The organism is Flavobacterium sp. FlaQc-28 (assembly GCF_044007415.1).
Taxonomy (GTDB): Bacteria; Bacteroidota; Bacteroidia; order Flavobacteriales; family Flavobacteriaceae; genus Flavobacterium.
On the sequence record NZ_JBIPCM010000001.1, the window covers coordinates 1202485 to 1216653 of the forward strand.

The 14169-nt window shown below is 33.2% G+C and carries 10 protein-coding genes; 4 read left to right on the plus strand and 6 right to left on the minus strand.

All coding sequences use genetic code 11. The annotated features are described in order from the left end of the window. The first annotated feature begins 117 nt into the window (after positions 1-117). Positions 118-1413, plus strand: a complete 1296-nt coding sequence (locus tag ACHRVL_RS05350) for a porin (protein ID WP_395410896.1) — start codon at positions 118-120, stop codon at positions 1411-1413. A 3-nt stretch (positions 1414-1416) separates the two neighbouring features. Here ACHRVL_RS05350 and ACHRVL_RS05355 read toward each other — a convergent pair whose 3' ends face one another. From ACHRVL_RS05355 to ACHRVL_RS05370, 4 genes are all read right to left on the minus strand, one after another. Further along, complete coding sequence (locus ACHRVL_RS05355) at positions 1417-2487, minus strand: glycosyltransferase (protein WP_395410898.1); 1071 nt, start codon at positions 2485-2487, stop codon at positions 1417-1419. A gap of 223 nt (positions 2488-2710) precedes the next feature. Continuing rightward, complete coding sequence (locus tag ACHRVL_RS05360) at positions 2711-3313, minus strand: hypothetical protein (RefSeq protein WP_395410900.1); 603 nt, start codon at positions 3311-3313, stop codon at positions 2711-2713. Between the two features lie 63 nt (positions 3314-3376). Further along, positions 3377-6805 (minus strand): hypothetical protein, encoded by a 3429-nt coding sequence (locus ACHRVL_RS05365; RefSeq protein WP_395410902.1) that lies wholly within the window; start codon positions 6803-6805, stop codon positions 3377-3379. 79 nt (positions 6806-6884) lie between these two features. Beyond that, complete coding sequence (locus ACHRVL_RS05370) at positions 6885-7112, minus strand: hypothetical protein (protein ID WP_395410904.1); 228 nt, start codon at positions 7110-7112, stop codon at positions 6885-6887. A 162-nt stretch (positions 7113-7274) separates the two neighbouring features. Between ACHRVL_RS05370 and ACHRVL_RS05375 the strand changes: the two genes are divergently transcribed. Then, positions 7275-8336 carry a helix-turn-helix domain-containing protein gene (locus ACHRVL_RS05375; RefSeq protein WP_395410906.1) on the plus strand — a complete coding sequence of 354 codons (1062 nt, stop codon included), beginning with the start codon at positions 7275-7277 and terminating at the stop codon, positions 8334-8336. Between the two features lie 114 nt (positions 8337-8450). Further along, the gene (locus ACHRVL_RS05380) at positions 8451-10844 is read left to right on the plus strand and encodes a TonB-dependent receptor domain-containing protein (RefSeq protein WP_395410908.1); all 2394 of its coding nucleotides are present in this window, start codon (positions 8451-8453) and stop codon (positions 10842-10844) included. 74 nt (positions 10845-10918) lie between these two features. Here the strand turns inward: ACHRVL_RS05380 and ACHRVL_RS05385 are convergent, their stop codons facing one another. Both ACHRVL_RS05385 and ACHRVL_RS05390 read right to left on the minus strand, forming a co-directional pair. Beyond that, on the minus strand, positions 10919-12178 hold the full coding sequence (locus tag ACHRVL_RS05385) for an aspartate kinase (RefSeq protein WP_089054288.1): 1260 nt from the start codon (positions 12176-12178) through the stop codon (positions 10919-10921). A gap of 221 nt (positions 12179-12399) precedes the next feature. Next, positions 12400-12888 carry a GNAT family N-acetyltransferase gene (locus tag ACHRVL_RS05390; RefSeq protein WP_129052985.1) on the minus strand — a complete coding sequence of 163 codons (489 nt, stop codon included), beginning with the start codon at positions 12886-12888 and terminating at the stop codon, positions 12400-12402. Between the two features lie 239 nt (positions 12889-13127). On the opposite strand from ACHRVL_RS05390, the gene fbp reads away from it, so the two are divergent. Next, positions 13128-14135 carry a class 1 fructose-bisphosphatase gene (fbp, locus tag ACHRVL_RS05395; RefSeq protein ID WP_089054286.1) on the plus strand — a complete coding sequence of 336 codons (1008 nt, stop codon included), beginning with the start codon at positions 13128-13130 and terminating at the stop codon, positions 14133-14135. Positions 14136-14169 lie beyond the last annotated feature (34 nt).

Genomic DNA, 14169 nt, shown 5'->3' on the forward strand with positions numbered 1-14169 from the left:
ATCAACATACAGATTTAGTCCATAACAATAAATTTTTATTATAGTAACATCTGGTTAATGATTTCTTAACATAGGTGATACATCTTTGCATTCTGAAATTAAGGGATTTAAGAAAGAATGATAAAAAGAAAAATAATTGCAGTTTTATTACTGTTGACTTGGGCATCTAATGCACAAGATTTGAACAAGCAAGAAGTAAAAAACGAAGTAATTCGTATTTTAGATTCTATAAATAAAGCAAAACTGCCTGACACTAAGTCAGGTGTCAGCGGTGAGGAACATTGGTACGACAGAATCTCTTTAAGAGGTTATGCACAAATTAGATACAATGGTTTGTTCTCGACAAACGACAAAGTTTCCTGCGAACAATGTGATAAATCATGGGGAACAACTTCTACAGCTCCAGATGCAAAAGCAAACAACGGACTTTTTATTCGTCGTGCGCGTTTAGTGTTTTCAGGACAGGTTCATCCTAACGTATTCTTTTATTTTCAACCCGATTTTGCGAGTTCTCCAAGTACTGGAATTCAGAATTTTGTGCAAATTCGTGATTTGTATTTTGATCTTTCTTTTGATAAGAAAAAAGAATATCGTGTACGTGTTGGACAGAGTAAAATTCCATACGGTTTCGAAAATATGCAGTCAAGTTCGCAGCGTTTAGCCTTAGATCGTAATGATGCGATGAATAGTGCCATTTTGAACGAGCGTGATTTAGGGTTGTTTTTTTATTGGGCACCTGCCGAAATTAGACAACGTTTCGAAATGCTTGTAAAAGATGGATTTAAAGGATCAGGCGACTATGGAGTTTTTGCTTTTGGAGTTTACAATGGTCAAATTGCAAACAAACTAGACGGCAACAGAGATTTAAATGTAGTAGCCAGAGTAACGTATCCTTTTGTGATTGGAAGCCAGATTATCGAACCAGGAATTCAGGCTTATACTGGTAAATGGGCTTTTACAGGTGAAATTTCACAGGGAGTAAAAGTAAATGATCCGCAATATGTAAAAGACCAAAGAGTAGGAGCAACTTTTGTTTTGTATCCAAGACCTTTCGGGATTCAGGCAGAATACAATGTGGGAACAGGACCTCGTTACAATACGTTAACCAATACTGTTGATGAAACTGACTTAAATGGAGGTTATGTTTTATTAAGTTATAAACTCGATTTTAAAAAACAGCATCTTTATCCTTTTGCAAAATTTCAATATTATGACGGAGGTAAAAAATATGAAAAAGACGCCAGAAGTTATGTCGTAAGAGATTACGAAATAGGTATCGAATGGCAGCCAATCAAAGCATTAGAATTAACTGCCGAGTATGTAATTGCCGACAGAACTTTTGAGGACAGTGCTCTTCCAATAAACAGACAACAAGGAAATTTACTGCGCCTGCAAGCACAGTTTAATTTCTAAAAATTAGTCCTCAAAAACAGTAAATAGCGTATCCCAGTCTATTTCATCATTAAATTGAGACAAACCTTTAAACGACTTTACCTTTGATAAATCATCAATCGTAAAGTCGTCTTGCATTGCATAAGGTACAAGATTTTCTTCTTGAAGTTTTACCGCCAGATATTCCTGTTCATATTGTCCCGGAGTTGGAATAAAAAAAGCTTTTTTGCCTAGTTTAGCCAAATCCATAACAGTTGTATAACCAGAACGACATAAAACAAAATCACTTTCATTAAAAGTCTGTTCTAATTGTTTAGAATTCATAAAGTTGTAATAAGTAACATTTCCAGCCTGCCATTTGGTTTGCGTTTTTTCTACAATTCCCTGAACAAAAACTACTTTTCCTTTGTAACCCGCTATTTCTTTTTGCAGTTTTTCATCCAGAAAAGTACGCTGTGGTTCCGGTCCTGATAAAATAATCATCAAATCGTATATTTTAGGCGTTTCCTTTTTACGCATTCTGCTCAAAGGGCCAATGTATTTAAGATTTAAATCATTGCTTTTAAGATGACCTAAATCGCCGGTAAGATTTGTTTTTTCATTTGAATCCGGCACCCAGCACTGCGTGTATTTTTTTATAAAATACTGATGGCATTTACTCGTAAACCAGGTAGTGTTTCCTGTCATCACATTCAACTGATGCGTCATAAAAACAGAAGGCACTTTTTTACTAAAAACCCCCAATCTATTATCAGAAATTATTCCGTCAATACCATGTTTTTTAATCCAGCCGTTCACCATTTTTTTCTCATCTAAAATAGCAGCAATCATCTTCGGAAGGTTTTTAATCAACTTCCATTTAAAATTTTTACCATTTTTAGCATATTCAATGTGGTAAGAAGGCAGTTCCAGCGTTTGTATATAGGGAAATTCTTTTCGCAGCAAAGCCAGCGCAACACCATCAGAAGCAATAATAGGAATAAAATTGTTTTCCTGAAGCGCCTTAATAATTGGGATGCATCTTGTGGCGTGGCCAAGTCCCCAGTTTAATGGAGCAACTAAAATTGTTTTGTTAGCAGAATAGTCAATGCTCATAGTTTAACGCTTTTTGCAAACGAAGATAAAGAAATATGTTTTTTATGTTATTTCGCACGTATTACTAAATTATTAACGCAATATTTTATTTAAGGTTCTAAGAGGCTGAGATACTAAGGTTCTAAGATTTTTGTGTTTTGAAAATAAAAAAGCCGAACATAAGTTCGGCTTCAAAGTCTCGTATCTCAGAACCTTAGTCTCTCAGAACCTTAGTCCCTTTTTCTTAATCCTGAATATAGGTTTTATTACCATTTTTGTTGATATAGTATTTACCGCCTCTTGGGCCTGTATATACTTTTTTACCATTGTATTCACCAGTAACCTTATCAGCTACTTTTGGTGCTTTTTCATTTGTTTCTTTTAACGTTTTTGTCGCAGTCTTTTTAGCTGCAGTAGCATCTTTAGCTGCAGTTTTAGCTGTGGCATCAGCTTTTGCAGTTGTTTTCTTTACGTCAGCTTTTGTGCTTTCAGCTTTTGCTGTTGTTTTTTTAGCCTCACTTTTTGCTTTTGCAGTTTCTTTGTCTGCTGTTTTTTTAGCAGCGCTTGTTGCGTCTTTTTTTGCTTTTGCAGTTTCTTTGTCTGCAGTTTTCTTAGCAGCGCTTGTTGTTTCTTTTTTAGCTTTAGCGGTTTCTTTTTCTGCAGTGGTTTTAGTTTTCGCAGCCTTATCAGCTGTTTTCTTAGCATCAGCAGTAGTTTTATCAGCTTTCGCTTTAGTCTTTTTAGCCGCCGTTTCGGTTTTACTTTTAGCCGCTTTAGTTACTGTTTCCTGAGCGTAAAAATTAGTAGATAAAACTACTATGAAACAGAGCAATAATAATTTTTTCATAAGATTTTAGTTTAAATAGTATTATAAAATTAAGCAATTAATTCTTATGTTTTTTGTTCACCGCTAAAAATATGCTCTTAGCTGTACATTACCTGTATGCACAGTAGATCCAGCTTCACTTTTACGTCCTTGATAGTTTAAATTTACATCTAAAAACTGTGTAATATTCTTTTGCAGAAGCAGTTTCCAAACTAAATTTTGTCCCGCCTGCAAACCTTCAAGCATTTGAAATCCTACCGATGAAAATTCATTGCCAGTAAACTTATTTTCATAAAAAGAAAACTCACCATTTAAAGTTATTTTTTTCTCTCCAGCAAAAGAAAACGAAGTCCCAAGACGGTTTTGCATTAATGTTTCAAAATTGCCAATCTGATTTTCCTTGTTTTGAAATTCATAGAAAAAATCTAAACTAGTATTTCTGGAAAATAAATAACTGATTTTTGGTGCAAGCTGATACCCTTTTAAATCGTAATTTTTCTCCGCAAAATCTTTAGAAATCAAGTTGGTGCTTATTGTTTTTGTAAAGAAATTAAGCAGCCAGCTTTTTTGATATAAATGCGTGTATTGCAATTGATGCGAATTGTTTTTGACATTCTGCGAGCCAATTGAAAGTAAACTTTTTCCGTTATTGATAAGATACGAATACGTAACAGAATGTTTTTGTTTGCCTCGATTGTAGAATAAACTGTTTCTAAAACTCGAATTCAAACCCAGAATATTTTCATCTGAAGAATAAAAAGGATTCAACTCCAGCTCACCTTCACTTTTTACTTTTCGATCCATGATAAAAGAAGTTTGATTGTAGAAATAGGATATGATTTTCTTAAACCCTTTTTCATTTTGCCATTGCAGCGGATTCAGTACAACAGATTGCGAAAATTTATTCTGATTGGTTTTGATGTAAACTCGATTTGGTAAAAAGATTCGAATAAACTTTGCCTGATCTGGAAAAGCTGCAATTTCAAATTCTTCTAATTCCTGAATCCCATTACCATTATAATCATTCCAAGTATAAACACCTTGCCCCGCAGGAACTTCAATATAAGTAAATTCTTGTTGAGCGATGGTTCCAGAACTGGTTTCATAAGCACTGCTTATTTGCATAAATTGGTTAAAGAATCGATCGTTATAAAGAATTCTAGAGTTTAAAGAAGGTTCGTTTTTTCGGTTAGAATCTGTAAAATCAAGATTTCTATAACTTGCGTAAACCGCTAAATCAGTTGTTTTATTTTGAATTAGTTTCGATTTTAAATAATAAGTCTGTGAGTTATTTACATGCTGTAAAAGCCCATTTTGCAAACTATCATTTCTTCGCTGTAAATATCCTAGTTCAACAAAAACCTTTGTACTGTCGCCGCGTCCAATAAAAGTGCCATATTCAGAAAATCGCTGGCTTATCGCCGAAAACTGATTGGTAACTTTATCTTTTTCCTGATTGTCTTCAAGCTGCATGCTCGCTCCAATCCAGTTTTTGCCAAAATGATATTTAGTTCTGGTTTGATTTCTAATAAACTTTGAAGTCGATGTCGTTGCATCACTATTTAAAAAACTGCCCTGATTCTCAATTGTCCAATTTTTAAATTTGAATAAAGCAGTTGTGGTATGACGAGCTCCCGAATAACTTTCGGTAAAATCCAATTTTTCAAATTGATAAGTAAATAATCCAATATTAGAAGTTTCTTTTTTGGCAAACAAATCAAAGTTTAAGCCCGTAACCAGTAAACTTTGATTCCCTAAGAGAGCTGTGTTTAAGTTCCAATCCCTATTAAATTCGATATTGTACAAGCGTTCTACAGATCTAAAATCTTTTTGAACAAATTGATAATTTGCAAAACCATCTAAAGCCCAATTTCTTGTAAAAAGACGTTTTTTAATATTCGTTTTAAAAGCAATGCCTTCGTTGTCAGAATCATCAATTGGAGAAAATAAATTTTTGTCGTTATTACTCATTGCAATTTCAAAATCAACCAATGTTTTTTCGTCAGGATTGTATTTTCCTAAAAAAGTCGCCACTTGAATTTTTATCGGAGCGACCAGTTGTACAATTGGTTCGTAGTTTCCTTGCGGAGTACCATTTATGGGCGAAACATATTCATAAATTCGTTCGACAGAAGTATTATTTTGAATGATATAATTTCCGAGATTATTACCCACAAGACTAAATTTTACATTGTATAAAACATCAGCAGGATTGTTTGAATATTCATAATATTCTACAGCATTGAGGCTGTTTTTTTTGTACAGTATTTTATTTTCAGCATAAGCATCTTCATATGCTGATGGGGCTTTCATTAAATTTTGATTGTCACCTGCCTGCGCTAAAACCTGTACTTGTTCTGTTGAAAGATTTTGCTGTAATGGCTGGTTTTTCATGTCATTTTCGGAGTATAAATAACCGCCAAAACTCCAGCTTTTGTTTTCGTGCGTTGCACCGGCATACGTTACTAATCGATTATAATTGCGTTCAGAATATTGATATTCAACATTGATACGCATTTCTGAAGTTATCGTAAAAAGAGAAGTAAAAACAATTTCACCCGCATTATAGTCAATTACATAATCGTTGTTTTCACCTCTTTTGAGCAAAACACCATTTACATAAACGCGCTCTGAACCTGAAATTACCAAAACATACAATTCGCCATTCTGACCCTTAAGTTTATACGGTCCTTGATTTCCTTCTTGACCCGTAAAAGTACTTTTTGCATACTGGCCTTTTACAAACGAAACCGAAGCAAAAACATTAGTTTTGCTTTTTTCAGTATCAAAATCAAAACTGGCAGAAAGTCCTTGAACTTTTTTGTTGAAACTCAAGAATTGTGTTTTCCGATTTTCTAGAAAAACATCACCCGCCCGAATGTTCCAGTCATCCGTAAAAAGTTCCATGAAAATATTGTCAAACTGATCTAGTTTTTGAGAATAACTGCCATCTTGAAGCGGAATATTATTGTCTTGAAGCGAAGCGCGTAAACTAACTTTATCAGATATTTTTCCGGTAATCTGTAAATCTAAATTAGAATTTAAAACTGTATTTTGATTATTCCCAATTGTTACTCCTCGAGTAATACTTCCAGAAGTATTTAGACCGTCAAACGGAGTGGTTTTTTTAATATTGGAATTGTCAATTTTGTATAATTTTTCAGTATCAATGTCGTTGCTCACTACTTGACTGTCTTTGTAGAAGCCATATTCTTTTGTGAGGAAATCAGGATAATTGAGATAATTGACAATTAAAGTATCTGAAACAGAAGTGAATTTTTCATTTAAAAGCAGTGTTCCTTTTTGAAAATCTATTTTATAAAAAGAAGAATCAATAGGTTGATTTTTGGTATTTAAAAGTTCAAAAAAACTGGAGTTTATGCTGAAAGGTTCGAGATGAATAGTATCTTTTGCAACAACGACTTTTTTTGTTTTGTACAGCGATTCAGTTTCCTGAGCCTTAAGCCCAGAATACCAAAACAGTATCATAAAAAACAGTAGTTTTTTCAACATAAACACTTTAACTCTCAAAAATCAAAAGTAGTATTTATAATCGGGAATTATTACGTTGAATATTACAGTTTGAAGGGAATCAATTAAGGTACCGCCCTAAGGTAATAAGAACAGCCATTATCGCTAATAATACAAAAACAGAATTTGGATTTGCAAAATTGGTAGTCCAGCCAAACTCTTTAATTTTCTTTGGAGGGAAGATTCTTTTATCTTCGGGATTGTAATAAAACATTCCCCAAATCCAATTATTAGGATCTTTGATCCATCTTTCTTTGGTTTCTTCAGAAGGCTCATTGTTGTTCTCCATAATTTAGGAATATTTGATCTTATTTGATATTTTTCTGTTAGAGTTATAAAATTAGTTAAATATTTTCAGCTATAAGAATAATCGCATTTTCTATTAAAATTAAAAAAGAAGGCAATCGAAATCATTTTTTTTTAGCTTTGTCAGGATAAACAAATTTGAATAATGGATACTGGTAAAGAACTTTTATTTTTTTTTAGTGCATTAGGTGCTTTCAACGGAATTATTTTGAGCATTTATTTTTTCTTTTTCACGAAGAAAAAATACTTAACAAATTACTTCTTAGGGATGCTTTTGTTTGCATTAAGCGTAAGAATAGCAAAGTCGGTATTTGTTTATTTTGATCCAGAACTGCCAAAATTGTATTTGCAGTTAGGACTTACGGCTTGTTTTTTTATTGGACCGTGTTTGTATTATTTTCTAAAATCTGCAGTTGATGAAGTTACGATTTTACCCAAATCTTGGAAATTGACACTTTTATTTTGGGGAATTTTAATTGCAGCCGTTGGAATAGTATATCCATATAAAACGTATCCAGAATTTTGGGGTACTTATTTTATCAGAACTATTTATTTTCAATGGTTTGTTTATATCCTTTTTTCTGCTTTTACAATTAGAAATATTTTAAAAAAAATCATCAGTATAAAAGAAAAAACAACTCCGGCGGAAATGTGGTTTGGAATGCTTTTTCTGGCTAATTTTTTGCTGTTTCTGTTTTATTTTTTAGCAATTATGGGAGCCAGAGCGGCAGTTTATATTGGCGGAGCAGTTGTGTTTTCTTTTATTTTGTATTTGATAATTTCGATTCTTCTGTATCGAAAAAGAACAGATGATTTGTTCTTATTGTACGGACAAAAAGCTTCGGGAAAGAAAATGGAAGAATCAGAAGCCGCCCTTTTACTTGAAAAACTCCAGAACAAAATGATTGAGAAAAGTTTGTATAAAAATGCAAATTTGAGTTTACAGGATTTATCAAAAGAATTAAATGTGACGCCGCATCAATTGTCTCAGTTTTTGAATAATAATCTAGGAAAGAATTTTACAAGTTATGTGAATGAATTGAGAATAAATGAAGCTTGTATAATAATAAGGTCAAATGATAAATTGACTTTAGAATCTGTTGGTTATGATGTGGGTTTTAATTCGAAATCAACGTTCTTCGCCGTCTTTAAAAAACATACTGGAACAACACCATTAAATTATCAAATTCAGGCTTTACAGGCTTAACAGAAGTATTAATTTATAAATTCGTACTCCTGATTTCGCTTTCGCTTACCTCGTTTTGTGGTTTAGAGCTGACTTTTGTTTCTGCAAAAAGTCAAATCTTAATCATTAAATTTTATGAGGTTTTTAATTCTGGTTCTCGTTTACCTATATTGTTTTCTTTTTAATAGTGCATTTTTAAAGGCACAATCTATTCAGAAAATTTCTGGAAAAGTAGTAAGTCGTAATAACGAATTAATGATGGGAACAGCTGTTGTTTTATCTGTTCGTGATTCCTTGATTCTAAAACAACAGGATTTTTTAGATGGAGTTTTTCAATTATCTGATATTAATCAAAAAGAAGTAATTTTAAAATTGACTTCAGCAGAATTTGCAGATAAGCATTTGAACATAAACTATTCAAATGCCGAAAATATTGATTTGAGCTCGATTATCGTTTTAGAAAGTAACAATCAATTAAACGAAGTAGTAGTAAAAAGTCAACCGTCATTACTTAAATACGGTGCAAACGGTACAATCGATGTTAATGTAACAGGAACTGTTCTGGCAGCGAGCAGTTCTGTAAATGAATTGTTAGGGCGAGTTCCAAATGTTGTAGTTGCCGAGGGGCAAATAAGCGTTCTGGGCAAAGGTGAAGCCATTATTTATCTCAATGGAATTTTGATAAATTACGAACGTTTTGCGGCGATTCCAGTTTCGCAGATTGCAAAAATTGAAGTAATTTCAAATCCATCGTCAAAGTACGATGCCGAGGGGAAAGCGGTTGTCAATATTATTACAAAACAAAACATCGAAAATGGTATAATGGGAACGGCAAGCCAGCATGTTACCGTTTCTAAATTTGCAGGAACAAGCACCAATACCCTTTTAGATTTTAATTATACCAAAGGTAAATTTTCTTTTATAACCAATTACGGATTGCAATTGGGCAAAGGTCGAGAATTGTTGTACACCACTAGAACACGTCCAAATCCGGATGTATATATGAAGTCTGCTCTAACTACAGATTGGCAAAGGCAATTTAATAATTACTCCAATTTTGGAGCCGGAATTCAGTATACTTTTTCGATGAATAGTTATATTTCGCTGGCTTACAGTGGAAATATCGAGGATTTAGGCGGAGCAGTAAAAAGCAGAAATTCAATAACGAATAATTCCGGGAATAGTTTTTATGCTACAGATATTGCCAAAAATGATGTGCTGCTAAATCAGTTTATTAATTTGAATTATAATCTGATAACAGATCCCAAAGGCTCGTCATTGTTTATAGGAACACAATATTCAAATTACAACGGAACGGTAAGAGATTTTATTGAAGAAAATAGTGTTGTTGAGGAAACAGATGGCAAAAGATTTCTAAAAAATGATGTTGGAAGCACCATTAACATTGTAATGTCACAAGCTGATTATTCGAAAAAAATTAGTGATAAAACCAAACTTGAACTTGGAGCCAAATTTAGTTATGCTGCTATAAAGTCTGGAACTGATTTTTTTATTGCTAATACCGATGATTTTGAATTAGACGATACTCTTTCGAGTGATTTTACATACAAGGAAAAGATTAGTGCGGCTTATTTTAATTTTGGAAGTATGCTGGGTGAAAAAGTAAATTTTTCTATTGGAGCAAGGGTAGAAAGCACAAGTTATGATTTGTATACAAATGCAAATGGGGTTCAGAAATTTGGTAAAGATTATGAGAATTTTTTTCCAAACCTACTTTTGAATTTTAATGTATCAGAAGACTGGAAAGCGCATTTTTCGTATGTTTCCAGAATTACAAGACCTCGTTATCAAGCTTTAAACCCGTATGTTATTTATCAGGATCCATTTACGACAATAGAAGGAAACCCAAATTTGCTTCCTGAAAAAACGCACGCTTTTGAAATTGGTACGATTTACAAAAAGTTTGATTTTAAAATTGGATACACCTACAAAATCGATCCGATTTCTGGAGCTGCTTTGCGGGGTGATACGCCAAATAGTTATATTTTAAGGTCTTTAAATATCGAAAAAGAGCATACTTTTTTTACATCGATTTCGAGATCTTTCAATGTGAAATGGTGGAATTCTACTAATACCGTGAGTATGAATTTAAGCAAATCAGTCGATAATTTTTATGAATATACCTTGGGTCCGGTTAAACCTCAAATTTATTTGTATTCAAATAACACGTTTACGATTCCTGATCTTTTCAAAATTCAATTATTAGCCTGGTATCTGGGCGACAAAAGTTACGGATTGCGAAGTGAAAACCCGCGCTCAACTGTAACGCTGGGTATTGAAAGAAACTTTTTTAAAGATGCCTTAAAACTAAATTTTACGGCAAATGACATCTTTCATAAGTTTATGGTTTCTGGTGATTATGAAGTGGGGCAGACTCAAATTTATTACCACAGAACCTATACTACAAATTATTTTAAACTAATTGCAACTTATAGTTTCGGGAACTCAAAAAAGACAACTTACAAGAAATCTGAAATTGAGCAGACAGAGAATAATAGGGCGAGATAGAAAAAAAGGCTTCACAATTAAGTGAAGCCTTTTTAAAATATATTTGAATTGAAATAATTACCTTTTACAAAGTATTAATTTAGTTCTTTAGTTACAATTTGCATGGTTTCGCGGCTGACTTGTTTTAGTAAAACTTCTTTGTTGGTTTCAACAGTTTGCGCAGCATCTTCTGTAAAGTGACGAATAGTATATAAAGTTACGTTTTCGCTGTAATCTACTTTGAATTTTTTCGAAAGAATAGCGTTCAAATCACCGAAATTTCCAAATTTATCTTCCACACAAACAGAGAAACTAATCGCAGAATTCTGAATTAAGTTTACTTTGATTTTAAACTCATGGAATAACCCAAAAATCTCACTAATATTTTCTTCCATAATAAAAGAGAAATCAATCGAAGAAAGAGAAATTAAAAGCTGTTCTCTTTTTACGATAAAACATGGATATTGTGGTTCAAGATCAACACCTTTAGAAACACAAGTTCCTTTTAATAACGGGTTGATAAATGATTTTACATACAACGGAATTTCCTTTTTCTGTAATGGCTGCAACGTTTTTGGGTGAATAACCGTTGCACCGTAAAACGCCAATTCGATTGCCTCACGATACGAAATTTGGTTCAACAAACTTGCATTCTCAAAATAACGCGGGTCAGCATTCATAACTCCTGGTACATCTTTCCAGATCGTTACACTTTCAGCGTTTAAGCAATAAGCAAAAATTCCGGCAGTATAATCAGAACCCTCACGACCTAGAGTAGTAGTGAAATTATTTTCATCAGCACCTAAAAATCCTTGCGTGATGTTTAAGATTTTTCGAGGTACATTTTTACTGATAAGCTGCTGCGTTGCTTCCCAATCTACTTCGGCATCTCTATAGTTTGCATTTGTTTTAATGAAATTACGAACGTCCAGCCATTGTGTTTGAATACCCATGAAGTTCATAAAATGACTTAAAATAGTAGTCGAGATTAATTCCCCAAAACTTACAATTTGATCGTAAACAAAATTATAATTAGGAGATTTATTATGCGCTAAGAAATATTCTAATTCTGAGAATTGCGCATTTACAGCTGTAAAAACCTCATGTTTTTCATCTTCAAACAAATCCAGTAAGATTTGGTTGTGGTATTTTTTTATTTCTTGTACAGATGAATTCAGCTCTGCCGATTTATCAAAATAGTTCTTGATAACAACCTCAAGAGCATTTGTGGTTTTTCCCATTGCCGAAACAACTAAAATCACATCTTCATAACCTACTTTTTGTAAAACGTCGTATACGTTTTTTATTCCTTCAGCATCTTTTACAGATGCACCACCAAATTTAAATACTCTCATTTTTAATTTTAGATTTTTTAATTTTAGATTTCAGATTACGAAATCTGGTATTTTTTTATATTCTTCTGCCACAGATTATAAGATTAAAATGATTTTACAATCTGTGTCAGTTTGCCACGAATTACACAAATTTCCACTAATTTAATTCGTGCTAATTCGTGCTAATTCGTGACTCGAGCGAAAGCGAACAGGCGAAGCAAATTCGTGGCAAACTAATATTTTTATAATTTATCTAAGAACGTATTAATTCCTAACTCATCCATTTGAACAACCTGCCAGCCGTCGAGAATTTTTGCACCTGAATTCTCGTAAAATTTTACAGCAGGAGTATTCCAATCGAGAACATTCCATTCAACCCTTCTCACATTGTCTCTTTTGCCTTGTCTCATTATTTCGGCATACAATGCAGAACCAAGACCAGTACCCCGCATTTTCTCTTTTACAACTAAATCTTCTAAGTGGATTGTTTTTCCCTTCCAAGTCGAATAGCGGTAATAATACAATGCAATTCCAACAATTTCCTTTTCATTTAAATCATTTGTAATCTCAGCTACAAATACATGAAAAAGCGGTTTTTCTCCAAATCCGTCACGTATTAAATCCTCTTCAGTTATAATAACCGCATCAGGTTCATTTTCGAATATTGCCAGTTCTTGTATTAATCCCAAAACATATTTCATGTCTTCAGGATTCCCTTTTCTAATATTCATAACTATCCTAATTTTATTCTTTTACCGCTCCTATATAATATTGTGTCTTTGTCAAGATCAATTTCATATATTCTTATTATTAACCGTTTATTAGCTAAAAAAGCATTTTTTTATAGGCTGCTTTCTACTATTAATTAGCAAATATACAATAGTAGTAAACTAACAAAATAATTTTTAAATCATTCTCACAAAATAAGCGATATTTGTGACTTAAAATTAAAAACTATAACGATATAGCAATGGAAGAACGCAATAAAACACTGGGAGAGTTTATTATTGAGAACCAAAAAGCATTTCAGTATTCGTCGGGGGAGCTTTCCCGAATTATCAACTCTATACGTTTGGCGGCGAAAGTCGTAAACTATAAAGTAAACAAAGCAGGTTTAGTAGATATTATTGGCGCAGCAGGCGAACAAAATATCCAAGGCGAAGACCAGCAAAAATTAGATGTCTATGCAAACGAAGTATTTATCCAGACGTTAATAAACCGTGAGATTGTCTGTGGTATTGCTTCAGAAGAAAACGACGATTTTATAACTGTTCAGGGGAGCGACAACAGTCATAATAATAAGTACGTTATCTTGATGGATCCGCTTGACGGATCATCGAACATTGATGTAAATGTTTCTTTAGGAACTATCTTTTCTGTTTTTAGAAGAGTTACTCCAATAGGAACTCCGGTTACAAGCGAGGATTTTTTACAACCGGGAATCAATCAAGTTGCAGCAGGATATGTAATTTATGGAACTTCGACTATGTTGGTGTATACCACTGGACATGGTGTGAACGGATTTACACTAAACCCGGCAATTGGTACATTTTATCTATCGCATCCAAATATGAAATTTCCTGAAAACGGAAATATCTATTCGGTAAACGAAGGGAATTATGTTCATTTTCCGCAAGGCGTAAAAAATTACATCAAATATTGTCAGCGTGAAGAAGAAGACAGACCTTATACGTCAAGATATATTGGAAGTTTGGTTTCAGATTTTCATCGAAATATGATTAAAGGCGGAATTTATATTTATCCAACAAGTTCAAAAGCACCAAAAGGAAAATTACGTTTATTATATGAATGCAACCCGATGGCGTTTATTGCAGAACAAGCTGGAGGAAAAGCAACAGACGGTTTTGGAAGAATTATGGAAATCCAGCCGACAGAACTGCATCAAAGGGTTCCATTTTTCTGTGGAAGCTATAAAATGGTAGAAAAGGCAGAGGAGTTTATGAAGGAAGCACAATAGCAAACTATTTTTTTTGGGGCGACGCAACCTTTTT

Coding starts and splice junctions, on each gene's coding strand:
- ACHRVL_RS05350 (WP_395410896.1), top strand. CDS start 118: ATGATAAAAAGAAAAATAATTGCAGTTTTATTACTGTTGACTTGGGCA.
- ACHRVL_RS05355 (WP_395410898.1), bottom strand. CDS start 2,487: ATGAGCATTGACTATTCTGCTAACAAAACAATTTTAGTTGCTCCATTA.
- ACHRVL_RS05360 (WP_395410900.1), bottom strand. CDS start 3,313: ATGAAAAAATTATTATTGCTCTGTTTCATAGTAGTTTTATCTACTAAT.
- ACHRVL_RS05365 (WP_395410902.1), bottom strand. CDS start 6,805: ATGTTGAAAAAACTACTGTTTTTTATGATACTGTTTTGGTATTCTGGG.
- ACHRVL_RS05370 (WP_395410904.1), bottom strand. CDS start 7,112: ATGGAGAACAACAATGAGCCTTCTGAAGAAACCAAAGAAAGATGGATC.
- ACHRVL_RS05375 (WP_395410906.1), top strand. CDS start 7,275: ATGGATACTGGTAAAGAACTTTTATTTTTTTTTAGTGCATTAGGTGCT.
- ACHRVL_RS05380 (WP_395410908.1), top strand. CDS start 8,451: ATGAGGTTTTTAATTCTGGTTCTCGTTTACCTATATTGTTTTCTTTTT.
- ACHRVL_RS05385 (WP_089054288.1), bottom strand. CDS start 12,178: ATGAGAGTATTTAAATTTGGTGGTGCATCTGTAAAAGATGCTGAAGGA.
- ACHRVL_RS05390 (WP_129052985.1), bottom strand. CDS start 12,888: ATGAATATTAGAAAAGGGAATCCTGAAGACATGAAATATGTTTTGGGA.
- fbp (WP_089054286.1), top strand. CDS start 13,128: ATGGAAGAACGCAATAAAACACTGGGAGAGTTTATTATTGAGAACCAA.